This window comes from Mycobacterium hubeiense, from assembly GCF_002838065.1.
Taxonomy (GTDB): Bacteria; Actinomycetota; Actinomycetes; order Mycobacteriales; family Mycobacteriaceae; genus Mycobacterium; species Mycobacterium hubeiense.
This window is the reverse complement of sequence record NZ_PIZU01000007.1, coordinates 1-22,148: the sequence shown is the minus strand read 5'-3', so window position 1 is coordinate 22,148 and position 22,148 is coordinate 1. Positions and strand designations below refer to the sequence as shown.

22 protein-coding genes are annotated in these 22,148 nt (G+C 65.5%); 8 read left to right on the top strand and 14 right to left on the bottom strand.

What is annotated here, in order from left to right; translation table 11 throughout:
• The first annotated feature begins 54 nt into the window (after positions 1-54).
• Positions 55-480 (top strand): hypothetical protein, encoded by a 426-nt coding sequence (locus tag CWS39_RS07780; RefSeq protein ID WP_431306096.1) that lies wholly within the window; start codon positions 55-57, stop codon positions 478-480.
• On the opposite strand, the gene CWS39_RS07775 is transcribed toward CWS39_RS07780, so the two are convergent.
• Positions 396-1,067 carry a TetR/AcrR family transcriptional regulator gene (locus tag CWS39_RS07775; RefSeq protein ID WP_102142442.1) on the bottom strand — a complete coding sequence of 224 codons (672 nt, stop codon included), beginning with the start codon at positions 1,065-1,067 and terminating at the stop codon, positions 396-398. The two genes, CWS39_RS07780 and CWS39_RS07775, sit on opposite strands and share 85 nt — an antisense overlap.
• A 140-nt stretch (positions 1,068-1,207) precedes the next feature.
• Here CWS39_RS07775 and CWS39_RS07770 point away from each other — a divergent pair, with 140 nt between their 5' ends.
• A complete protein-coding gene (locus tag CWS39_RS07770; RefSeq protein ID WP_102142337.1) occupies positions 1,208-2,488 on the top strand; it encodes a cytochrome P450 in 1,281 nt (426 codons plus the stop codon).
• A 62-nt stretch (positions 2,489-2,550) separates the two neighbouring features.
• Here the strand turns inward: CWS39_RS07770 and CWS39_RS07765 are convergent, their stop codons facing one another.
• Entirely contained in the window at positions 2,551-2,934 is a 384-nt protein-coding gene (locus tag CWS39_RS07765; protein WP_102142336.1) for a hypothetical protein, read from the bottom strand.
• 79 nt (positions 2,935-3,013) lie between these two features.
• Here CWS39_RS07765 and CWS39_RS07760 point away from each other — a divergent pair, with 79 nt between their 5' ends.
• Entirely contained in the window at positions 3,014-3,532 is a 519-nt protein-coding gene (locus CWS39_RS07760; RefSeq protein ID WP_102142335.1) for an Rv2253/PknI dimerization domain-containing protein, read from the top strand.
• A gap of 10 nt (positions 3,533-3,542) precedes the next feature.
• On the opposite strand, the gene CWS39_RS07755 is transcribed toward CWS39_RS07760, so the two are convergent.
• From CWS39_RS07755 to CWS39_RS07700, 12 genes are read right to left on the bottom strand one after another with little or no spacing between them, the layout of a single operon-like run.
• The gene (locus tag CWS39_RS07755; RefSeq protein ID WP_102142334.1) at positions 3,543-5,192 is read right to left on the bottom strand and encodes an MCE family protein; all 1,650 of its coding nucleotides are present in this window, start codon (positions 5,190-5,192) and stop codon (positions 3,543-3,545) included.
• A complete protein-coding gene (locus CWS39_RS07750; RefSeq protein ID WP_102142333.1) occupies positions 5,192-6,529 on the bottom strand; it encodes an MCE family protein in 1,338 nt (445 codons plus the stop codon). Before CWS39_RS07750 ends, CWS39_RS07755 begins: the two co-directional genes overlap by 1 nt.
• Entirely contained in the window at positions 6,526-8,013 is a 1,488-nt protein-coding gene (locus CWS39_RS07745) for an MCE family protein (RefSeq protein ID WP_102142332.1), read from the bottom strand. Before CWS39_RS07745 ends, CWS39_RS07750 begins: the two co-directional genes overlap by 4 nt.
• Entirely contained in the window at positions 7,997-9,100 is a 1,104-nt protein-coding gene (locus tag CWS39_RS07740; RefSeq protein WP_102142331.1) for an MCE family protein, read from the bottom strand. Before CWS39_RS07740 ends, CWS39_RS07745 begins: the two co-directional genes overlap by 17 nt.
• Positions 9,101-10,126, bottom strand: a complete 1,026-nt coding sequence (locus tag CWS39_RS07735; RefSeq protein ID WP_102142330.1) for an MCE family protein — start codon at positions 10,124-10,126, stop codon at positions 9,101-9,103.
• A complete protein-coding gene (locus tag CWS39_RS07730; RefSeq protein WP_102142329.1) occupies positions 10,123-11,409 on the bottom strand; it encodes an MCE family protein in 1,287 nt (428 codons plus the stop codon). Before CWS39_RS07730 ends, CWS39_RS07735 begins: the two co-directional genes overlap by 4 nt.
• An 8-nt stretch (positions 11,410-11,417) precedes the next feature.
• Positions 11,418-12,275: an MlaE family ABC transporter permease gene (locus CWS39_RS07725; protein ID WP_199178001.1), complete on the bottom strand. Its 858-nt coding sequence runs from the start codon at positions 12,273-12,275 to the stop codon at positions 11,418-11,420.
• 13 nt (positions 12,276-12,288) lie between these two features.
• Complete coding sequence (locus CWS39_RS07720; RefSeq protein WP_199178000.1) at positions 12,289-13,086, bottom strand: MlaE family ABC transporter permease; 798 nt, start codon at positions 13,084-13,086, stop codon at positions 12,289-12,291.
• Positions 13,076-14,245: a thiolase C-terminal domain-containing protein gene (locus CWS39_RS07715; protein WP_102142328.1), complete on the bottom strand. Its 1,170-nt coding sequence runs from the start codon at positions 14,243-14,245 to the stop codon at positions 13,076-13,078. Before CWS39_RS07715 ends, CWS39_RS07720 begins: the two co-directional genes overlap by 11 nt.
• Positions 14,242-15,435 carry a Zn-ribbon domain-containing OB-fold protein gene (locus CWS39_RS07710; protein ID WP_102142327.1) on the bottom strand — a complete coding sequence of 398 codons (1,194 nt, stop codon included), beginning with the start codon at positions 15,433-15,435 and terminating at the stop codon, positions 14,242-14,244. The genes CWS39_RS07715 and CWS39_RS07710 overlap by 4 nt, the downstream gene beginning before the upstream one ends.
• A gap of 17 nt (positions 15,436-15,452) precedes the next feature.
• Positions 15,453-16,661 carry a CaiB/BaiF CoA transferase family protein gene (locus CWS39_RS07705; RefSeq protein ID WP_102142326.1) on the bottom strand — a complete coding sequence of 403 codons (1,209 nt, stop codon included), beginning with the start codon at positions 16,659-16,661 and terminating at the stop codon, positions 15,453-15,455.
• A complete protein-coding gene (locus CWS39_RS07700; protein ID WP_102142325.1) occupies positions 16,658-18,163 on the bottom strand; it encodes an aldehyde dehydrogenase family protein in 1,506 nt (501 codons plus the stop codon). Before CWS39_RS07700 ends, CWS39_RS07705 begins: the two co-directional genes overlap by 4 nt.
• A 245-nt stretch (positions 18,164-18,408) precedes the next feature.
• Here CWS39_RS07700 and CWS39_RS07695 point away from each other — a divergent pair, with 245 nt between their 5' ends.
• The 5 genes from CWS39_RS07695 (at position 18,409) to CWS39_RS07675 (ending at position 22,089) form a co-directional block, all read left to right on the top strand.
• Positions 18,409-19,110 (top strand): SDR family NAD(P)-dependent oxidoreductase, encoded by a 702-nt coding sequence (locus tag CWS39_RS07695; protein WP_102142439.1) that lies wholly within the window; start codon positions 18,409-18,411, stop codon positions 19,108-19,110.
• A 24-nt stretch (positions 19,111-19,134) separates the two neighbouring features.
• A complete protein-coding gene (locus CWS39_RS07690; RefSeq protein ID WP_102142324.1) occupies positions 19,135-19,995 on the top strand; it encodes a mycofactocin-coupled SDR family oxidoreductase in 861 nt (286 codons plus the stop codon).
• Between the two features lie 13 nt (positions 19,996-20,008).
• Positions 20,009-20,203, top strand: a complete 195-nt coding sequence (locus tag CWS39_RS07685; RefSeq protein ID WP_102142323.1) for a ferredoxin — start codon at positions 20,009-20,011, stop codon at positions 20,201-20,203.
• 33 nt (positions 20,204-20,236) lie between these two features.
• Positions 20,237-21,586 (top strand): cytochrome P450, encoded by a 1,350-nt coding sequence (locus tag CWS39_RS07680; RefSeq protein ID WP_102142322.1) that lies wholly within the window; start codon positions 20,237-20,239, stop codon positions 21,584-21,586.
• Positions 21,587-21,651: 65 nt separating this feature from the next.
• Positions 21,652-22,089 (top strand): hypothetical protein, encoded by a 438-nt coding sequence (locus tag CWS39_RS07675; RefSeq protein ID WP_431306095.1) that lies wholly within the window; start codon positions 21,652-21,654, stop codon positions 22,087-22,089.
• The last annotated feature ends 59 nt before the right edge of the window (positions 22,090-22,148 follow it).

Genomic DNA, 22,148 nt, shown 5'->3' with positions numbered 1-22,148 from the left:
ATGGAATCTCGCAATCGGCCGCCGGCCCGCAAACCTGCTTCTAGGATTCCCCGAATGATGGTTGCGCGGACGTTGCTCGGGTTGGTGTCGGCAACCGTGTTGACGGTCTCGGGGCTCACCGGCGCAACCGCGCACGCCGAACCCGTGCCGCCGCCGCTGCATCAGGTCAAGTACACGGTGTGGGCCGAGCAGCCGTTCTTCGTGGAGATCTACTACCGCGACGTCGACCCGCCGAATTGGGCGGAGTACAGCCACAATCCGTATCGCTTCAGCCCCAACGTCGAGGCCGACGTCGGTCCGGACAAGCAATGGATCCTTGACGTGGCGCTGGCCAATCCCGATCAGTGGGCGATGGTCACCGCGACCAGCGCGCCCTCACAGGGCACGCCGAACATTCATTGCGCACTCGCGGTGGACGGCGTCGTCGTCGCCACCGATGCGGGCCCCAAGGGCGCGCTCTGCTCGATCCGCAATTGGTGATCGCGCGGATCGCCTTCGAGCCGCCGAAGCCATCGATCGCAGAACTCCAGCGTCTCGGCGTGACCGGCCGACATGCCGAGCGCCCGCTCCATCACGAGCACCCACGACACACTGGTGGCGAAAACCGACCACACCACCGGCGGCACGTCGGGCGTGTCGATGCCGTAGTTCTCCAGCGCGGTGGTGAGCGCCTTGCGCTGTTCTTCGCGGAACCGCTCGCCGAAGTAGGCGATCTCCTCGCGCAGCGCCTTGCGATGGTTGGCCAGGCCCATGAACTCCATCGCCAGCCGTGCACCCGCCGGATCGGTGACGAACCGCCACAGCGCCCACAGCGGCTGCGGCGACTCCAGCGCCTTCGCCAGGACGTCGAGCCCCTCCTCGGCGCGGCGCCGAAAAACCGCCATGAACAGGTCTTCCATCGTCCGGAAGTAGTAGTGCACGAGCTGGGGTTTCAAGCCGGCGCGGTCGGCGACGCGCCGCGAGGTCACCGCGGCGTAGCCCTCTTCCAGCATCAGCTGTTCGGCCGCGTCGATGAGCACGCCGCGGTTCTTCGCGTCGGGCGCTCCGATACGTCGCGCAGATGCCATGCCGCCTCCCGTGTCCACCTTGACCGCCACTCTACCGCCATGCTAAGCAGATGCTCAGCATATTTCGTTTCTCGCACCGCTAGCCCAGTGCACCGTCAATTCACCGCAGCCAATCCGGGTTCCGAGAGGAAGCGCTTCACATGAGCACCGATTACGACTCCGTCGACTACTTCACCGATCCCTCCCTGGTGCCCGACCCCCACCCGTACTACGACCACGTACGGGCCAAGGATCCGGTGGGCTGCCCGATCACCAACGGCGTGCTGGCGGTCACCGGCTGGGAAGCGGCCAACGCGGTGTACAAGGACAGCGAGAACTATTCGTCCTGCGTCGCGGTGATGGGCCCGTTCACACCGCTGCCCTTCACCGCCGAGGGCGACGACATCAGCGGGCTCATCGAAGAGCACCGCACCGAGATCCCCATGTACGAGCACATGGTCACGATGGACCCGCCGCAGCACACCGACGCGCGCTCCATCCTGTCGCGGCTGCTGACGCCCAAGCGCCTCAAGGAGAACGAGGACTTCATGTGGCGGCTGGCCGATCGCCACATCGACGAGTTCATCGCCGACGGCCGCTGCGAGTTTCTGGCCGCCTACGCCAAGCCGTTCTCGCTGCTGGTCGTCGCCGACCTGCTCGGCGTGCCGGAGGAGGACCACGAGGATTTCCGCGAGGCCTTCGGTGCCGAGCGGCCGGGCTCGCGCATCGGCGCGCTGGACCACGAAACCATCGCGACAAACCCGCTGGAGTGGGCCGACGAGAAGTTCGCCCGCTACATCGAGGAGCGGCGCGCGTCCCCGCGTGATGACGTGCTCACCTCCATCGCGACCGCGAAGTACCCCGACGGCTCCACCCCTGAGGTGATCGACGTCGTGCGCACCGCCACGTTCCTGTTCGCCGCCGGCCAGGAGACAACGGCCAAGCTGCTCGGCGCGGCGCTCCGGGTGCTCGGCGACCGGCCCGACATCCAGAAGCGGCTGCGCGAGGATCGCAGCCTCATCCCGACGTTCATCGAGGAATGCCTGCGGATGGACAGTCCGGTCAAGAGCGTGTTCCGGATGGCCCGCAAGACAACGGCACTCGGCGACAAGCCCGTGCCGGCGGGCACCACGGTGATGGTCAGCCCCGGCGCGGCCAACCGCGATCCCCAGCGGTTCGACAACCCGCACGAGTTCGATCTGGATCGAAAGAACGTGCGTGAGCACATCGCGTTCAGCCGCGGTATCCACTCCTGCCCGGGCGCGCCGCTGGCCCGCGTCGAAGGCCGGGTTTCGATCGAGCGCCTCCTGGACCGGCTGGCCGACATCTCGATCGACGAGGACAAGCACGGGCCGATCGACGACCGGCGCTACACCTACGAGCCGACGTTCATCCTGCGCGGGCTCACCGATCTGCACATCACGTTCACGCCGGTCGGCTGACTGTGCGCTTAGGTGGAGGATTCGTGCCGGCATTTGGCTCGGATCCTCCACCTAATGCGTTATCAGGTGTCGCCGCGTTCCCAGTGACTGCTGCCGTTGCTCGCCACACACGTGAGGAACAGGCCGTCGGGCGCCTGGGCCACATCGCCGTCGAGGCCCGGGCAGAGGCTGTTCTCGTCCTTGACTCCGTGCATTTCGGGCGATCTGAACCAGCGCGGTTCGTACCGTCGCGGCGAGCCGCAGAACACCAGGCGGCCCCACGACGTCACCCCGAACACGTAGTGGGTGGTGTTGCTGCAGTTGGCCCCCAGCACCACATTGGGCGTGATGCCCGGCGTGCAGGCCGGGTAGTGGCACTCCGTCGGCCCCGCGGACGCCGGGGGCGCGACCGTGACCAACGAGACGGACGTCATCAAGGCAGCGAGCACTGCGGCGAGAGATCGCACCGGCCTATTTTCACATATGCGGGAACGAAATTCTCCCTTTTGGAGAGCATTAATACCGGCAACGATAGGATCTTTGACTATGCGTGGAGTCCAGGTAGCCGCGGGCGTGCTGGCGTCAGTCGCCGTGGTCGGAAGTGTATGCACAGCAACGCCGGCGAACGCCTCGAATTACGGGATCGAGCTCAACGGCAAGTACCGGGTGATCTCGAACGGCGAATGGGCCAGGACCAATCAGGTCTTGATCGACCAGCAGACCGTGGTGCAGACCTGGGACATCACCTCGAGTTGCGAGAGTCCGATCGAATGCACCGGCGAGGTGAGAAGTGACCAGGGCTGGACCGCGCCGATCCGGATGAAGATGGTCTATTGGATCCTCAATCGCGAGGTGCCCAACTGGATCCCGTGTCCTGACGGGACATCCGCCCCCGGTATGCAGAAGTTCGTCGTCTGGGGGATCAACCCCACCACCAACGAGCGCGACCTGAAGATCCGAGATCTGTTGGCCGGCCGCGACATCACCGAAGGCCCGAGCGGTGCCTGCGGCGTCAATAAGCCCGTTGACATCGAGCTGCCGGTGCGGATGGAGAAGATCTCCTAACGCCGCACAATCAGATCGGCAGCAGGTCCTTCCACGACTTCGGTTCGCCACCGGCGGCAACATTCGTCACCTGCTGAAGCTGACCGTCCGGAGTCACGTACTTGCCCGTCGTCGGGTCATAGGGGGCGAAGGCGATCGTCGGGCCGTCGGATTCGTTACCGCCGAACGCACTTGGCGCTGCAGGCACCGCACCGTCGCCAGGAGGCGGTGCGGCCGGCGGCCCCGGAAGCGGTGTCCCGTTGAGCGAGTTGCCCGGTGGAGGCGGTGGCGCAACCGGAGTCTCCACTGGTGCCGGTGCCGCGGCGGGCGCAGGTGCACCCGGCGGTGTGCCCGACGGGACCTCCCCCGGCGGCAGTGGCGTACCCCCGACCGGCGCGTGAATGCGGTCGCCGAAGTCCACCCGATCGTCGAGGGGCACGCCCTGCGAGATCAGGTTCGGGTCAATCGGATACGGCCCGAGGTAGTGCTGGCGGATCGCCAACGGCTGATAACCCTTGGGGTCGTTGCAAAGTTCGACGGTGGGCGCGCGTTTCCCGGGATGGGCCATACACGGGTAGTTGCGCGCGCCGCGCACCCCGATCGGAGAATCCTGTGGCAGTTTGCAATACAGGCCGTCCGGAGTATCGATAACGGTCTCGTCCTCGGGGTTGCGCCATTGTGACGGCGGCAGGAAGCCGACCGTGCACGGCGGCGGATCGCCGATCGTCAGCGCGAAGTCACCGGACGGCAGGCCCGTCGGGTTGTTCTTCGGAAGTCCGAAGGACTGCTGGGCCGCGATGATCCCCGGGAAGATCACCAGCAGCTGTTCCAGCGACGGGTTATAGGTGAGCAAGGTCTGCCCCACGTAGGTGAGATTCGCGAGCAGGATCGGCAGCGTCGGCTTCACCTGCTCCAGCAGCTGCGAAACCTCCTGTGCGAAGCCGGGTCCGCGTTGCAGAAGCGCACGGATCTCCGGGTCGTTCTGCGCGACCTGCTCGGTCACGCCGGCCAGGCTGCGCGCCCACGTCCGGATCGCGTCGGTGGTCTCGGCCTGCGACTCCAGCAGCGGCCCGCTGTCATCGATCAGCGACCGCGTCTGGTCCGAGACCGCGTTGGCGTCACGGGTGATGGTGGCCGCGGAGTCGAGTAGTGAACCGAAATCGGGACCCGCCCCGTTGAACGCCTTGAACGACTCGTCGAGCAGGTCGCCGATCCTGCCCTCCGGGATGCTGTCGACCAGTGCACTGACCTGATCCAGCATCGGGCCCACCTGCTGCGGGATGGTGGTGTTGGACACCGGGATTCGCGACCCGTCTTCCAGGTACGGCCCCGAATCGGTGCGGGGGCGCAGATCCACGTACTGCTCACCGACCGCCGAAACGCTGCGCACCTCGGCCTGCAGGTCGGCGGGAATCTTCGGCGACGTGTCGATCGACAGCGTTGCCTCCGCACCGTTCTCGGTCAGCGCCACGCCGGTGACCTTGCCCACCTGGACACCGCGGTAGGTCACGTTGGAGAAGCGATACAGACCGCCGGCCTCCGGCAGTTCCAGCGTCACCTTCAAACGTCCGACGCCGAGCAGAGTCGGTACCTGCATGTAGGTGAACAGCATCACCGCGACGCCGATGATCGACGCAATGGTGAAGATGATCAACTGGTTTCGGACAAAGCGGGTCAGCATCAGCCACCGCCTCCCGGTGTCGGTGCGGGCGCTTCCGCAGGCGGAGCCGGCGGCGGTGGGGCCGGCGCTTCGGCCGCGTACGGGCCGGCGAAGACCGACGACGACGTGACCACCCCTGCCGGTGGTGCGCCGGGCATCACCGGCCGTGGTGTCACGGGCAGCAGCGGTTCGTTGACCGACGGCATCGGCGCACCGGGCGGTGCTTCCGGCGCCGGCACCGGCGCAGCCGGCGGCGGGGTGACGCCGACCGACAGCGGATCATAGGAGTAGTTCAGGTAATACGGGTCGCCTGGCGCCGGAATGAGCTTGGCGTTCTCGTCGCCCCACCGGGTGCCGAGCAGCATCGTCTTTTTCAGCCGCGGATAGGTCAGGTCGAAAATGGCGACCAGGTTGATGTAGTCACCGCGGGTGATGGTGTCGGCGAAGCCCGGGCCGTACGGGAAAGCCGTCGCCCATATCAACGCCGAGCTCAGGTCGGGGCCGATATCGGAGAGTGCCTTGAGGGCCGGTTCCAGATTCTTCAGATCGGTCACCAGATCGTCACCGGCATCGTCGACCAGCCCTCTCGCGGTGTCGCTGAAGTTTCCCAGCTTCTGCAGCGCAGCGGTGAAAGTCGGCCGCTCCCTGATCAATACGTCCAGCGCCGGAGGTATCTCCTTAAGCGCGCGGTCGATCACATCGCGTTGCCCGGCGAACGTGCCGGCGACGCGATTCAGCTGCTGGATGGTGGCAATGATGTTGTCGCGCTGCTGATCCAGCACGCCGACAAAGTTGTCGAGGCGGGTGAGCAGCTCGCGGATCTCGGGTTCGCGGCCGTTCAACGCGGCATTGAAATTGTGGATGATATCGCCGATCTGTCCCAGTCCGCCCCCGTTGACGACGGTCGACAACGACGACAGTGTGCGTTCGGTGGACGGATAGGTCGACGACGCGTTCAGCGGGATGGTGGCGCCGGGTTGCAGTCGGCCCTGTGGCTCCTCGCCCACCGGCGGATTGATCGCCAGATGCATGGACCCCAGAAGGCTGGTCTGCCCGACCGTGGCCACCGCGTTGGCGGGCACCACGACATCGGGCTTGACCGAGATCTCGACGTCGGCGTGCCAGTTGTCGACGGTCATCTTGCCGACACTGCCGACGATGACGTCGTCGATCATCACCGGCGAATTCGACTCCAGCGTAGCGACATTCGCGACCTCGACGTGGTAGGTGACGGCGTCCGGACCCCGTCCCACCGCACCGGGCAGGGGCAGCGAATTCAGCCCCTGGAAGGAGCAACCGGTCAGCGTCATGGCGACGCACGACCCGGCGATGGTCAACCGCTTCAACCCGCGAATCATGAGGGCGGCATCCCTTCCGCTGGCAACAGAGGCGCACCTGGTGGTGGCGGCGGTGCCGGCGTCTGTGGCAGCAGCATGCCTTCGACGCTCGGCGGTTGTGCCGGCAGGTTCGATTGGATGTTGGGTGGACTCGGAATCGGCGCACCGGGGAACAACGCAGGCGACGGAATCGCCGGGGCGTCGTTGTCGGGCATGTAGATTCCCCGCGGCCCGGGCGGGGCACCCCATCCTGGCGGCGGCGGGATGTCGCCCTGGCCGGTGTAGGCCGACACCGTCGGCGGCGGCTCGGGCGGGTCACCGGGTCCCGCGCCGCCCGGCGCCAACTTCGGATCGGTGTAGATGATCCGGTCCGGGTTGATCGCCGGCCGCAGATACGCGTTGATCGGCAACGGGATGTTGTTGAAGTTGGCCAGTCGCAACGCCGGGCCGAGATACTGCGCACACAGTTTCGCGGTCTCGGGTGCGGTGGTGTTCGCGGTGGCACCGATCATGCCGCAGATGACCTGCAGCGGGTTCGAGAAGTTGACGAGCGAGAACGCACCGGTCACCGAACCGCCGTTGGGGTAGTAGATGTTGTTGAAGTTGGCGATCGCGTTGGGCGTGATGTGCAGGACGTTCTCGAACGCCAACTTGTGGTCGACGACGATCTGGGTGAGGTTGCCCAACCGCTGGATCTGCTCGGAGGTCTGGTTGCGGCTGCCCGCGACGAAACGCTGCACCTCGCCGATGGCCACCGACAGATCCGACAGGGCCGCGTCCAGATCGGACCTATTGTCGTTGAGCACACTGCTCAGACTGGCCAGCCGGTTCTCGAATAGCACAATCTGCTGCTTGCTGTCTCGAAGCGCGTTGACGAAGATCTGCAGGTTCTTGATGATGTCGACGATGTTGCCGCTGCCTTCGGCGAAAATCCTTGCCGCACCGGACAATTGAGCCAGCGTCTGCCGCAGCTTCTCACCGTTGCCGCCCAGGGCGTTCGCGGCGCTGTCGATGAACCGGGCGACCGAGGTGTCGGAGACTCCTGTTTGGGGGCCCAATTCCGTTGCCAGGCGCATCAACTGGTCTTTGACGTCGTCCCACTCGACCGGCACCGCGGTCCGGTCACTAGGTATCACCGCGCCGTCATCCATGGTCGGTCCTTGGCCGTTTCGGTAGGCCGGGGTGAGTTGCACGTAGCGCGCGGCCACCAGGTTGGGTGCGACGATCACGGCCTTCGCGTCGGCGGGAATCGGAACGTCCCGGTCGACGTTGAAGACCATCTTGGTCTGCGTGCCCTCCGGCGTGATCGACTCGATCTCGCCGACCTGCACACCCGAGACACGCACCTCGTCGCCCGGATAGATGGCGGTCGCGGTCGGGAAGTACGCGGTGATCGTCTTGGGGCCGAAGAACATCTGGCGCACCAAGAACACCGCCCCGGCCAGCAGCGCGATGGCCAGCAGCGCGGCGGTGACGGCCGCCAGTCGCTTACGGGTTGCCATCATTGGGAAGGTCTCCTGGTTGCGGGATGGAATTGACCGGGAACGGAAGCTCGGCGCGCGGCCCGGCGGTGTCCGGCGGCTGGCCGGCATTGACGCCGCGCCGGAACCCGAACGCGTAGTCCAGGAACGGCTGCAGGATCTGCCCGAACACCAGGTTGGGTACCAGCGCGTTGTAGTAGGCGCCGTTGGACACGATCTCGCCTTGTGTCAGATAGTATTTCGCCGCTCCAGGCAGCATCTTGGCGAGGTTGTCGCGGTTCTTCTCGAGCATTGCCGTGACCGAGTTCAGTCGTTCCAGCGCGGGCGCCAGTTGGTGCTCATTGTCGGCGACCAGACCGGTCAGCTCCTTTGAGACCGCCGAGACACTGGCGAGCAGACTGACGATCGCCTGCCGGCGCTCGTTGAGCACCGCGATCAGATCGTTGGCATTGAGAATCAACGTGTTGACCTGCTGACTGCGTTCGGAAAGGATTCCGGTGACGTCGCCTGCGGTCCTCAGCAGCTCGGCCAAACTCTCGTTGCGGTTGTTGAGCGATTGCGACAGGCGCGACAAGCCGTCGAACGTCGGGCCCAACTGCGGCGCAATCTGATCCAGCGTCGCCGCCAGCGTGTCCAACGACTGATTGAGCATGTCGGTGTCGGTGCCGGCGGTATTGGTGGTCAGGTCGCTGACCGCGTCGGTCAACGAATACGGCGACGACGTGCGCGACGTCGGAATCGTATCCCGCGGGTCCAGCGTCCCACTGCCCGCCGACTCCAGTGCCAGCACCCGCTCACCGAGCAGGGTGCCGGTACGGATGTGGGCGGTGGTGTCGGAGCCGAGCGCGTACTTGCCGTCGACGGTGAATCCGACGAGGGCATCGCCGTTTTCGAGTTTGACCGATGACACCGAGCCGACCTTGATGCCCGACACCGTCACGTCATTGCCGACGGTCACCCCGCCGGCCTCGGTGAACAACGCCTGGTATCGAAGCGCGGTGGCCCACTGCAGGAGTCGCTCCGGCTGCAGGCCGACGGCGATGACGAGGATGATCAGGACGACGCCGATGAAGCCTGCCCTGACGAGTTGGGATCCGCGGTACTTGAGCATTTATTCTTCCCTGCACCTTCCCGCTTCTTGTTTGATCCAGGGGAAGACCACGGTCTCTCCTTCAAGCGAGCTCGCCCTAAACGTGACGGCGCAGATGTAGTAGGGGAAGAAGGCGCCGTAGGCACCCACTCGCGCGAGCTTGCGGTAGATGTCGGGTAACCGCTGCAGTGTGGCGTCCAGCCGTTCTTTGTCGGCGTCGAGCACCTCTGCGAGGTTCTTTGTCTGCGCGATCGTGCCGGCCAGCGGCGGCCGCGCGCGACCGAGCAGATCCGACAGCGAGGCGGTGCCGCTGTCGAGCGCCGTGATGGCCTCGGCGATCGGATCGCGATCGGCTGACAATCCGGTCACCAGTTGCTCGAATCTGTCGATGGCGCCGGAGAATTCGTTGCCGTCTTTGGCGAGAGTGTCGAGCACCGTACGCAGCTCCTCGATCAACTGCTCGATGACCTGGTTGTTGTCGGCGAGCGAGTTCGTGAACGACGACGTCTTGCTGAACAGCGACTCGAGGGTGCCCCCCTGGCCCTGCAGGATCTGGATCAGCGACGACGTGAGCGCGTTGACGTCTTGCGGATTCAGGCCCTGGATAACGGGCTTGAGCCCACCGAGCAGCAGGTCGAGATCCAGTGCCGGGGCGGTGCGATCGTCGGGAATCTGCGCGCCCGCCGGAAGGATCTTCGTCGACCCCGGAGTGTCGACGAGTTCCAGATAGCGATCCCCGACCAGGTTGAGATAACGAATCGCGGCCTTGGTGCCGGTGGTCAGCACGACGTTGCGGTCGGTGTCGAACTCGACCAGGACCTTCCTGTCCGGCTGCAACGACACGCCGCGCACCGTGCCGACCCGAATACCCGCGACCCGAACCGTGTCCCCGGTTTCCAGGTTCGATGCATCGGTGAACACGGCCGAATACTTGTTGGTGGCACCGGTTCTCGTCTCACTGAAGACGAAGAACAGGAAGGCGGTCAGCATGGCCATCACGAGCCCGAAGGCCGTGAACTTGATGAGGGTGCTGGTCGATCGCGTCATCCCGGCATTCCGATCTGTGGGGTGTTGCGCGGCGGACCGTCAAGCGGCCCGAACAACCAGTTCTTGAGGCCCTCCGAGTTCAGCAGGATGCCCTGGTTTCCATACTGGGCCGGGTTGGAGCCGACGTCACCGGCGACGAACGGCGGCACGAATTCGGCGGGCAGGTCGGGAAGACCCAGCGCCTCACAGTAATTGGCGCCACCGCTCTTGGCGGCCACCTTCGGCAGGTCGCGCGGATAGCGATACCGCTCGACACCGAGCGTCAGGCCCGCCGACACGATGATCGCCGAATACTGCGGCGGCGACTTGGCGAACGGGACGAGGCCGCCGACACCGCACCGCAGCGCGTCGCGGTAGCGGGCCAGCAGATCCGTGGTGGGCACCAGCAGGTGGGCCACTTCGGTCAATGCCTGGCGGTTGTCGCCGAGCACCTGGTTGCCGAGATCGGCGAGGCCGATCGAGCTGATGAGAAAGGCGTCGAGGTTCGCCTGCTCGTCGACGATGGAGTTGCTGATCTGCGTTGCACTGCGAATCGTGGTGAGCAACTCGGGCGCGGTATCGGCGTAAGTGGTCAGCACCGGGACCGCCGTCTCGATGTCGTGGCTGAGGTTCGGCAGGCTCGGTTCGATCTTGGCGAGAAGCGCATTGAAATCGGACAGCGTCTGACCCATCTTTTCGCCGCGGCCGTTGAACGCCTGCGCGATAGCGCCGAGAGTCTCGTTCAGCTTCGTGGGTTCGATCTTGTCGAGCACGTTGACAAGCTTCTGGAACACGGTGTTGATCTCGACGGTGACGTGCTCGCCCTGGATGACCTGCCCGGCGCGCAAAGCCTCCGGCTGGGGATCCTCCGGCGCGGACATCTGCACGAACTTCGCGCCGAACACCGTCGACGAGGCGATGTCGACCTGCACGTTGGACGGTATGAGACGCATCTGTTCCGGGTCCATCGCCAGATGCAGCGCCGCCGTGCCGTCCGCCCGGCGCTCGATCGACTCGACGGTGCCGACCTGCACGCCGCGCATCTTGACCTTGGCTTCGGGGTTCATCACCAGCCCGGCACGGTCCGAGATCACCGTCACGGGAACAGTTTTGGTGAAGCTTCCCCGAAACAGGGCAATTGCCAGCGCGATGATGGCGACGACGGCGAGCACGGTGGCCAGACCGGCCAGCGGACGCGCGTAGGACTGCGCGCCGAAGTGGCGCCCAGGGCGACCGCCGACCGGGGCCGCGGCGCTCGTGGTCTCGGACCGATGGGCCGGGCCGGGCCCAAGGTTTTTCGTCAACGTCCCTCCTAGCCCGACAGGTTGAAGTTGCCGTTGGAGCCGTACACGGACAGGGAGACCAGCAGGGTCACCGAGACGACGACGACCAGTGAGGTGCGTACCGCGTTACCGACCGCCGCGCCCACCCCGGAGGGTCCGCCGGTGGCGAAGTAGCCGAAGTAGGTGTGGATCAACAGGATCGTGATCGCCATCAACACCGCCTGCAGGAACGACCACAACAAGTCGATCGGGTTGAGGAAGGTGTCGAAGTAGTGGTCATACAGGCCGGCGGACTGGCCGAACAACACCACCGTGGTGAACTGCGACGCCACAAACGACAGGATGACCGCGATCGAATACAGCGGGGTGATCGCGATCATGCCCGCCACGATCCGGGTGGACACCAGGTATTCGACCGGCCGGATGCCCATCGATTCCAGCGCATCGATCTCCTCGTTGATGCGCATCGCCCCCAACTGCGCGGTCACCCCCGCCCCGAAGGTGGCGGCCAACCCGATACCGGCCACCACCGGCGCGGCGATACGCACATTGATGAACGCCGCCAAAAACCCGGTCAACGCCTCGATACCGATATTGCCCAGCGACGAATAGCCCTGCACCGCCAACGTGCCACCGGCGGCCAGCGTCAAAAACCCGACAATGGCCACGGTACCGCCGATCATCGCCAACGTGCCCGCGCCCATCGAGATCTCAGCGATCAACCGGATGATCTCCTTGCGGAAATGCACCGCCGCGTGCGGCGTGCCCGCCAGCGCCTTGAGATAAAACAGCGTGTGATCACCGATACGGCTGACCAGCTCCACCGGCCGGTGCAACTGGCGCGTCAACCGCGGATAGGTCGTCCGCAGGATCGTCATCGTTCCCATCACAAACCCCGCGCTATCCCGTGGTCATCCGGATGCCGATCGCGGTCACCACCACGTTGATGACGAACAACGCCATAAACGCATACACCACCGTCTCATTCACGGCATTACCCACCGCTTTCGCGCCGCCCCCGGTGATCGTCAGCCCCCGATAACACGCCACCAGCCCCGCGATCAACCCGAACAACGCCGCCTTCACACACGAGATGATCACCTCGGGCACCCCCGTCAACAACGTGATCCCCGCCGCGAACGCCCCCGGATTCACATCCTGAATGAACACCGAAAACGTGTAACCACCCAGGATTCCGATGATCACCACCAAACTGTTCAGCAGCAGCGCCACCAACCCCGACGCCAAAAACCGCGGCGTCACCAACCGCTGCACTGGGTTGATACCCAGCACCTCCATCGCGTCGATCTCCTCGCGAATGGTGCGCGACCCCAGATCCGCACACATCGCCGTAGCCCCCGCCCCGGCCACAATCAACACCGTCACAATCGGGCCGACCTGGGTGACCGCACCAAACGCCGCACCCGCCCCCGACAAATCAGCAGCACCCAACTCCCGCAACAAAATATTGAGCGTAAAACTCACCAACACCGTGAACGGAATCGCCACCAACAACGTCGGCGCCAACGACACCCGAGCAATAAACCAACACTGCTCCAAAAACTCACGCCACTGAAACGGCCGCCGAAACACAAACCGCACCGCATCCGCCGACATCGAAAACAGGCCTCCGATGGCCTGCATGGTGCCGGAGAAGTTGCGGCCCAAGCTGATTCCAGCTGTCCATCTATCTGCCATCAGGCCCTGGCCCTTCCAGAATCGTGACGGCGGAGACCGCTGTCGGGCCGCCGATGTTGTGCGCCAGGCCGATTCGGGCGCCGTCGACCTGGTTGGCCGCCTCGCCCCGCAGCTGTTCGAACAACTCGACGCACTGTGCCACACCGGTCGCGCCGGGTGGGTGCCCCTTGGCCTTGAGGCCTCCACTCGGATTCACCGGCAGCGCACCGCCGACGCTGGTGACCTCGGCTTCGACCAACTTGTGCGCACCGAAGCGTTCCGCGAACCCGAGGTCCTCATAGCTGATCAGCTCGATTCCGGTGAAGTAGTCGTGCACTTCGGCGACATCCACATCGGACGGGGTGAGCCCCGCCATTCCGAACGCACGCTTGGCCGCCCGAACGGTCGCGGGAAACGTCGTCATATCGGGTTTGTGCGGATACATCACCGAGTCCAGCCCGAGCCCGACGCCACGTATCCACACCGGCCGGTCGGTGAACCGGTCCACCACGTCCTCGGCGGCCAGCACCAGCGCGGCGGCCCCGTCGCTCTGCGGTGCGCAGTCGTAGACACCGAACGGGTTGACCACGATAGGCGCCTCGAGCGCCTGCTCCACGGTGATCTCGAACCGCAGTCGGGCCTTCGGATTGTTGACCGCGTGGCGGTGGTTCTTGGCCGCGATCATTGCCAGGTGCTCACGCGTCGCGGATGACTCGTACAGATAGCGCCGAACATGCAGAGCAAACCCGGCGGGGGCGACGAGACCGAGCGGATAGTCCCATGCCATGTCGCGGGTCATCGCTTCCCAACCCCACATCATGTGCTTGGTGGCGACCTCGCGAAGCTTGTCGGCGCCCATGACGAGTGCGACGTCAGCCGCGCCCGACGCGATGCCGTAGACCGCGTTGCGCACGGCATCGTTGCCGGTGGCGCAGGAGTTCTCGATGTGGGTGACCGGCAGGTCCTGCAGACCGAGCGTGTCGGCGAGGATGCCCGACGGGAACCCGTCGGTGGTTCCCATCGCCCCGAACCACGCGGCATCCAGATCGGCCTTGTTCAGTCCTTTGTCGACGCTCGCAGCGCACTCCGCAAAGGCCATCGGCAACAGGTCTTTGATCCCGAGCGCGAAGTGTTCGGCGAAGGGCGTCATGCCGGCGCCGACGATGGCGACCCGCCTCACGCCGCCCCCTCGAGAGCGGCGCCGTCGGCGTCCGGCTCGAAGGCATACCCGTAATCGGGAACACCCGAGCGCACCGCGATGCGGCGCAACACCAACTGCCCGCGATCGCCGATGTCCACCGAGCCGGGCTCGGCGCCGGTCACCTTGACCAGTGCGCGCACGCCCACACCGTCGAGCTCGACGATCACCAGCGAGTAGGGCGTGCGCAGACCGGGCACCGGAATCTGCACCGTCACTTCGGTGTACACCGTGCCGGTGCGTGGCAGCGGCACCAGCTCGTAGTCGGTGGCCAGGGCGCAGTCGCCTCCGACACGATAGCGCGGGGGGAAGTCCAGTTCGTCACTGTCCGCGTATTTGCCTGCCTCCCAACGGACTTTGGCTTCGAACGCACGCTCGTAGGCCGCCAGCGAGATCGCCAACTCAGCGCCGGGGGTTACCACGCCGTCGGGCATCGGGCGCGCCGCCCGTTCTCGTCGGTGCAATTGAGCCTCGCCACGTGCAACTGTGATTCCTGACAGACTTGCCTGCTCGACCGCAACCAAGGGGCCGATGGTATCGGACTCCGCAAGTGCTGCGAGGGCAAATAAGCTCGAACTCGCTCCGACCGTCGGCAGACGGGCAGGCTCGCCCACGCACAGCTGCGCTGCCTTGTCGTGATCGACCCCGGCCACCAGCACCGGGGTGTCCAACCACGCCTCGGCCAACGAGGCCATCAGGCCGCGCTCGTGCAGCAGCCGCGGGTCGCCGTAGTCGTGCACCACGCCGCCGACGCTGCGCGTGCGGACGGGCAGGCTGCGGGCCACCCGGGCGGCGGTACGGACCGCGAGCCCGCTTTCAGCGGTCAGGATCGCGGCGGCACCGGCCGGATCCAGGTCCACCCCGATGATCAGGGTGCGCGGACGCGCCGAGCTGACGGCGTCCAACGTCGCCGGCGCGCCGCCGAGCCGTTCGTCGACCTCGAGTTCGGGGTCCAGGCCCAGACCCGCCAACAACACCGCCGCATTGCTGCTCTCCAGCAGGGGGAGGTCGCGGCTGACCAGCACGACCCGTTCGACCGATCCGCCCGAGCTCAGCGCCGCGCGGCCGGCCTCCACCGCCAAGGTGATGGCGTCCTCGTCATCACCGGGCACCCGCCGGTCGGGGGTTCCCCAACACGGCAGGTAGGTGCCGATGGACGCGACGTGCGGCATTGATAAGGTCTCCGGTCCTAGGTGACGGCGCCAGCCGTTTTGAGCTCGATGATGCGGTCCCAGTCCAGACCGAGTTCGGTGAGAATCTCGTCGGTCTGCTCGGCGAAACCTGGAGCCGGGCCGGTCTGCGGTGCGGCGAGGTCGAACTGGACCGGGTTGGCCACCAACTCCAATTCGCCTGCCTGCACCAGATATTCGTTGGCCCGAATCTGTGCGTCGTCGCAGGCTTGCAGGGTGTCCTGCACCGGCGCCCACGGCCCGGCCAGCGTCGCGAACCGTTCACTCCACTCGGCCAGCGGCCGCTTGGCCATCGCGTCGGTGAGGATCTCGACGGCCGCCGGGGTGTTCTCGGCGATCGATTCGACGGTGGCGAAGCGGGGATCGTCGGCGAGGTCGTCGAGATCCATGTGTCTGCACACATCCGCCCAGAACTTGGTCGGCTGCATCATCACGAACGAGATATAGCGGTTGTCCGCCGTCTCGTACAGGCCGACAAGTGGGTTGATCGGCGATCCGTGCACGCCCGGCGGGAAGGCCTCCAGGCGCTGGCCGAGATGCTTGGTCAACGCGACGGTGTGACCCATCGACCACAGCCCGCTACCCAGCAGCGAGACGTCGACAATCGAAGGTTCGCCGGTGCGTTCGCGCTTCAACAGCGCCGCCGCGATGCCGCCGGCGAGGTTCGTGCCGGAGATGGTGTCGCCGTACGCCGGGCCCGGCGGGCCGATCATGCCCGGGGTGCCCGGCGGCGTGATGGTGGCGGCCGTGCCCGCACGACACCAGAAGGCGGTCATGTCGTAGCCGCCCTTGACCGACTCCTTACCCCGCGGCCCCAGCGCACTGCCGCGCGCGTAGATGATCTTGGGATTCACCGCGCGGATGTCGTCGACATCGATGCCGAACTTCTGGCGATGCCCCGGCAGAAAACTGGTCAGGAAAACGTCTGAGCGCCGGGCCAATTCGAGCAGCACTTCTTTGCCCTCGGGCACGGACATGTCGAGGCCGATGCTGCGCTTGCCGCGGTTGGCGTGCTCGATGTTGGGATTCGGGTCGCCCTCGACGCGCAGCGGGCCCGTCTGCCGCAGACCGCGCTGGGGGTCACCGGTCACCGCGTGTTCGACCTTGATGACCTCGGCGCCCCACTCCCCCAACACCGCACCGGCCGACGGCACGAAGCCGTACATGGCGACTTCGAGGACACGGATACCTTCGAGTGGTCTGGTCATGCCACCACCTCGGCGAACGTCTTGGTTTCCAAGAACTCCTCCAAACCCGGTACACCCATCTCGCGGCCGATGCCCGATTGTTTGTAGCCGCCGAACGGGCTGTCGGGGCTGAAGTAGTTACCGCCGTTGATTGAGAACGTCCCGGTGCGGATCCGCCGGGCCATGGCGACGGCGCGGTCGTTGCCGCCGAAGATCGCCCCGGACAATCCGTAGATCGAATTGTTGGCGATGCGGACGGCGTCGTCGTCGTCCTCGTAGGAGATGACGACCAGCACCGGGCCGAAGACCTCCTCCTGGGCGATCTCGCTATCGGGGTCGACGTTGGTCAGCAGCGTCGGCGTATAGAAGAAGCCGGGGTCCACCTTCTCGCCCCCGGTCACCAGCGTCGCACCCGCCGCGACGGCGCGCTGCACCATGCCGTCGACTTTGTCGCGTTGCTTCTCGCTGATGAGCGGGCCCATATAGGTTTTCGGATCGGCTGGGTTTCCCATGCGTACCAGGCCGAAGTTGTTCTTGACCTTCTCCACGATCTCGTCGTGGTGCTTGCGCGGGACCAGTAGCCGCGAGGTCAGCGCACAGCCTTGGCCGGCGTGCGTCACCATGCTGAACGCGCTGAACAACGCCGCGGTGTCGAAGTCGGCGTCGTCGAGCACGATGGCCGCGGACTTGCCGCCCAATTCGAGGAACACCTTCTTGAGCGTCTCGCTGGCGGCCGCCATGATCCGGCGTCCGGTCGGGGTGGAGCCGGTGAACGTCACCATGTCCACGTCCGCGCTCGTCGTCAGCGCCGCACCGACCTCGGGGTCGGCGCCGCTGAGCACGTTGACCACGCCCGGCGGGATGTCGGTGTGCTCGGCGATGAGCTCCCCCAGCGCGAGGGTGACCAGCGGAGTGTCGGGCGCGGCCTTGAGCACCACGGTGCAGCCGGCCGCCAGCGCAGGCGCCAGCTTGGCCAGCGCCAGCTGATTCGGGTAGTTGTACGCGATGATCGCTGCGACGACGCCGGCCGCTTCCTTTTCCACCCAGCGGTGGTGCTGCATGCCGCGGCTCTCGATATTGCCGAGGTCTTCGGTCAACGGATACGTCTTGAGCAGATCGGCGTAGTAGCGCACGATCTCGATCGGCTGGTCCAGCTGAGCGCCCGCGCACAGCGCGGGCGTGGCGCCGACCTCATCGATGGTCAGTTGCGCCAGTTCGTCGCGATGCTCCACGAGGGCGCGGTGGAACTGCTCGAGGCAGCAGATCCGCAAGTCGACGTTCGTCGACCAGTCGGTGGAGTCGAAGGCCCGTCGCGCGGCCGCGATCGCCGCTTCGGCGTCGCTCACCGTCGCGTCCGGGGCGTGGCCCAGGACGGCGCCGGTGGCGGGATTGAGGGATCCAAACACCTGCCGCGCGTCGACGAGCTTTCCGTCGATGAGCATGCGCCGATCGGCCTTGGATTCAGACGTGTCGGATTGCGTTCCCGTCTGTTCACCGCCCGATAACGTCGGCGTTCTGCGCATCCATGCTCCTTCGGTGTGACGGAAACTTCATTCTCATCCTCGGCGAATCTTACATTCGAAGGATGAGAACACAAGCAAAACTAGATTGGCTAGTCATAAGGCCTGACAGGGTTGGCAACGCCACCGACACGTCTCGTGCGATGCGCGTCTGATCTTGCGGTGCCGCGGGATCCGAGAGTACGGTTCTCATAATCGGAAGGATGATTCTTGATGCTTGACACGGCGCTCGGCGGGAAGGCGTGGACGTGAAGAATGCCGTCGTGACCGGAGGCGGCTCCGGGATCGGCCAGGCGATAGCGGCGCGGCTTCGCGCCGACGGGTACCACGTCGCGACGATCGATCTCAAACCGTCCGACGACGAGTACGCCCATGCCGCCGACGTCACCGACCGCGCCGCGGTCGACGCCGCGCTCAACGCCATCCGCGCACAGCTGGGGCCGATCACCGTGTTGGTCAACGCCGCGGGCATGGACTGCTTCAAACGTTTCACCGACGTCACCTTCGAGCAATGGCAGAAGGTCGTCGACGTCAACCTCAACGGCGTCTTCCACTGCATTCAGGCGGTGCTGCCCGACATGCTGGAGGCCGGCTGGGGACGCATCGTCAACATCTCCTCGTCCAGCACGCATTCCGGCGCGCCGTATATGTCGCCGTACGTGGCGGCCAAGTCGGCGGTGAACGGTTTGACCAAGACGCTGGCACTGGAGTACGGCCCGGCCGGAATCACCGTCAACGCGGTGCCGCCGGGGTTCATCGACACCCCGATGCTGCGGGCCGCCGCGGAGAAGGGCTACCTCGGCGACATCGAGAAGACGATCGAGGCGACGCCTGTCCGCCGCATGGGTAAGCCCGAGGACATCGCCGCAGCATGCGCATTCCTGGTCTCCGAGGAGGCCGGCTACATCACCGGTCAGATTTTGGGCGTCAACGGCGGCCGCAACACCTAATCAGTTATAGGAAAGGACATTCCAGTGGGACGCGTACAAGGCAAGGTCGCATTCGTCACCGGTGCGGCGCGCGGGCAGGGACGCAGCCACGCGGTGCGGCTGGCCGAGGAAGGCGCCGACATCATCGCGGTGGATCTGTGTCAGGACATCGAGACGATCGGCTACCCGATGGCCAAGCCGGAGGATCTCGAGGAGACGGCCAAACTCGTCGAGAAGACCGGCCGCAGCATCGTCACCGCGCAGGCCGACGTGCGCGAGGCGGCCCAGCTGCGCGAGGCGCTGGAGCGCGGGCTGGCCGAATTCGGCCATCTGGACATTGTGGTGGCCCAGGCCGGCGTCGCGGGTATGAAGGGGCAACCGCCGCTGCAGGCGTGGGTCGATGTGATCAACACCAACCTGGTCGGCACGCTCAACGCGATCAACGTCGCGCTGCCGCATCTGTCCGAGGGAGCGGCCATCGTCGCGACGGGATCGACTGCGGCGCTGATGGATACGCACCAGAAGGCCAACCCGGGCAATGACCCGGGCGGTATGGCGTATGTGCATTCCAAGCGCGCGCTGTCGGCCTACGTGCACGACCTGGCGACTGAGCTGGCGCCGCGTGGCATCCGCGCCAACGTGGTACACCCGACCAACTGCAACACCGACATGCTGCAGAGCGAGCCGATGTACCGCTCGTTCCGTCCCGACCTGGAGCACCCCACACAGGCCGACGCCGAGCCGGTGTTCTATGTGCAGCAGGCCATGAAGGTGCCGTGGATCGAGCCCGTCGACATCAGCAACGCGGTGCTGTGGCTGGCTTCGGATGAGGCGCGCTACGTCACCGGCATGCAGGTGCGGGTGGACGCCGGCGGCTACCTCAAGTGGTACGACTTCCATATCTGATCCGGAGGAACCCATGAAGGTTTTCGTCGATTCGGGACGCTGCCAGGGTCACACGCTGTGCTCGATGATCGCCCCGGATGCCTTCGAGCTCAGCGACATCGACGGCACGTCGTCGCCCGTGAACGAAGTGGTTCCGCCAGACCAGGAAGATGCCGTGCGCGAGGCCGTGCAGTCGTGCCCGGAGCAGGCCATCTCGATCGAAGAGTGACTTGAGCATCGAAAAGCGCAGGGAGACAACACGTTGAGCGTTGCCGACAGCGATCGTAAGAAGAATCGGTATCACTTCGACCGGCACACGCCTGAGTACCGGCTGCAGTTCGAGAAGATCACCGAGGAGATGCACGCCAGGTGTCCGGTGGCGTGGACCGACACCTATGGCGGGCACTGGGTCGCCGCCGGCAGCAAGGAAGTCTTCGAGCTCGCCCGCTGCCCGGCGGTGTCCAACCATCACGACATCACCGGGGAGACGCCGTATCAGGGCATCACCATCCCGAAAGCCAGTCGCGCCACCGTCGTTCGCGGGGGCATCCTGGAGATGGACGAACCAGAGCACAGCATCTACCGCGGTGCGCTGAACCCGTATCTGTCGCCCGCGGCGATCAAGCGGTGGGAGCCGTTCGTCGACGAGATCACCAGGGCGGCCCTCGACGAACACATTGAGACCGGGCAGATCGACTTCGTCGACCATCTGGCCAACGTGGTGCCCGCGGTGTTCACGCTCGCGATGATGGGTATCGAGCTCAAGAAGTGGAATCTCTACAGCGAGCCGACACATGCGTCTGTCTACACCCCTGAGCACTCCCCCAATCGGGAGAAAATCAACGAGCAGCACCGCGAAATGGGCATCGACCTCATCAACAACATGATGGCGATCCGGGAAAACCCGCGACCGGGTCTGGTCAATGCGTTGCTGCAGTTGCGAATTGACGGCGAGCCGGCGCCAGACATGGAGATCCTGGGCAATCTCGGCCTGATCATCGGCGGCGGATTCGACACCACCACGGCATTGACCGCGCACGCGCTGGAGTGGCTCGGCGAGCATCCAGACGAACGTGAGCGGCTCAGCCGGGAGCGCGACACGCTGCTACATCCGGCCACCGAGGAGTTTCTGCGGTTCTTCACGCCGGCGCCGGGCGACGGCCGGACGTTCTCCGAGGACGTCGAGGTCGAGGGTCAGCAATTCAAGCAATACGAACGGCTGTGGCTGTCGTGGGCGATGGCCAATCGCGATCCGTCGGTGTTCGAGAAGCCCAACGAGGTGATCCTCGATCGTAAAGGCAACCGGCACTTCAGCTTCGGCATCGGCGTGCACCGCTGCGTCGGCTCCAACGTCGCGCGCACGGTGTTCAAGTCGATGCTGACCGCAGTGCTGGACCGGATGCCCGACTACGTGTGCGACCCCGAGGGCACCGTGCACTACGAGACCATCGGCGTGATCCAGGGCATGCAGCACCTGCCCGCCACCTTCACGCCGGGCAAGCGGCTCGGGCCCGGGCTGGACGAGACGCTGGACAAGCTGCAGCGCATCTGCGACGAGCAGGAACTTGCGCGGCCCATCACCGAACGTAAAGAGATGGCTGTCATCGATTAGGGCCAAACCCGGCCGTCGGAGTGGTTTGATAGGCACCCGTCGGGGAGAAGGACGGAGGGACGACCGTGAAGTCCGTGTTGGCCGCGGTGATGAGCGCCGCACTGTCGCTGGCCGCGGCGATATTTGCCCCGCCGGCCCACGCCATGATGGCCCTGGGGAACTATGACCTGCTCACCAACCGGTACACCCAGGCCTCGTGGGTCTGGTTCATCTCGGCGTGCATTCCGGAGAAGTCTCTCGACTGCATCGACGTCAGCGGGATACCGCGGCTGAAGTTCTACTACGAATACGACGCCAAGGCGCATCTGGCCAACGGCCGCTACACGTTCACCGTCGACGTGCCCGACGGGCTGCGCTGCCCCGGCTACAACATGCCGACCCGCGACACGTACTCGTGGGATGAGGTCACGCTGGCCGGGACTATCGAGTCGGTCTATGACGTGGGCTGCTTCAACGGCCCGCCCGGCACGCAGTTCTGGACATTCGCGCTCCAGCGGCTCTAGCCAGCGATTTCGGCGTAGCTGGTCGCGCTCAGCGGGCTGTATCGAAATGGTTTCGCGCC

Coding starts and splice junctions, on each gene's coding strand:
- CWS39_RS07700 (WP_102142325.1), bottom strand. CDS start 18,163: ATGCGCAGAACGCCGACGTTATCGGGCGGTGAACAGACGGGAACGCAA.
- CWS39_RS07705 (WP_102142326.1), bottom strand. CDS start 16,661: ATGACCAGACCACTCGAAGGTATCCGTGTCCTCGAAGTCGCCATGTAC.
- CWS39_RS07720 (WP_199178000.1), bottom strand. CDS start 13,086: ATGGCAGATAGATGGACAGCTGGAATCAGCTTGGGCCGCAACTTCTCC.
- CWS39_RS07755 (WP_102142334.1), bottom strand. CDS start 5,192: ATGCTGACCCGCTTTGTCCGAAACCAGTTGATCATCTTCACCATTGCG.
- CWS39_RS07760 (WP_102142335.1), top strand. CDS start 3,014: ATGCGTGGAGTCCAGGTAGCCGCGGGCGTGCTGGCGTCAGTCGCCGTG.
- CWS39_RS07780 (WP_431306096.1), top strand. CDS start 55: ATGATGGTTGCGCGGACGTTGCTCGGGTTGGTGTCGGCAACCGTGTTG.
- CWS39_RS07735 (WP_102142330.1), bottom strand. CDS start 10,126: ATGACGCGATCGACCAGCACCCTCATCAAGTTCACGGCCTTCGGGCTC.
- CWS39_RS07725 (WP_199178001.1), bottom strand. CDS start 12,275: ATGGGAACGATGACGATCCTGCGGACGACCTATCCGCGGTTGACGCGC.
- CWS39_RS07710 (WP_102142327.1), bottom strand. CDS start 15,435: ATGCCGCACGTCGCGTCCATCGGCACCTACCTGCCGTGTTGGGGAACC.
- CWS39_RS07775 (WP_102142442.1), bottom strand. CDS start 1,067: ATGGCATCTGCGCGACGTATCGGAGCGCCCGACGCGAAGAACCGCGGC.
- CWS39_RS07750 (WP_102142333.1), bottom strand. CDS start 6,529: ATGATTCGCGGGTTGAAGCGGTTGACCATCGCCGGGTCGTGCGTCGCC.
- CWS39_RS07745 (WP_102142332.1), bottom strand. CDS start 8,013: ATGATGGCAACCCGTAAGCGACTGGCGGCCGTCACCGCCGCGCTGCTG.
- CWS39_RS07770 (WP_102142337.1), top strand. CDS start 1,208: ATGAGCACCGATTACGACTCCGTCGACTACTTCACCGATCCCTCCCTG.
- CWS39_RS07685 (WP_102142323.1), top strand. CDS start 20,009: ATGAAGGTTTTCGTCGATTCGGGACGCTGCCAGGGTCACACGCTGTGC.
- CWS39_RS07740 (WP_102142331.1), bottom strand. CDS start 9,100: ATGCTCAAGTACCGCGGATCCCAACTCGTCAGGGCAGGCTTCATCGGC.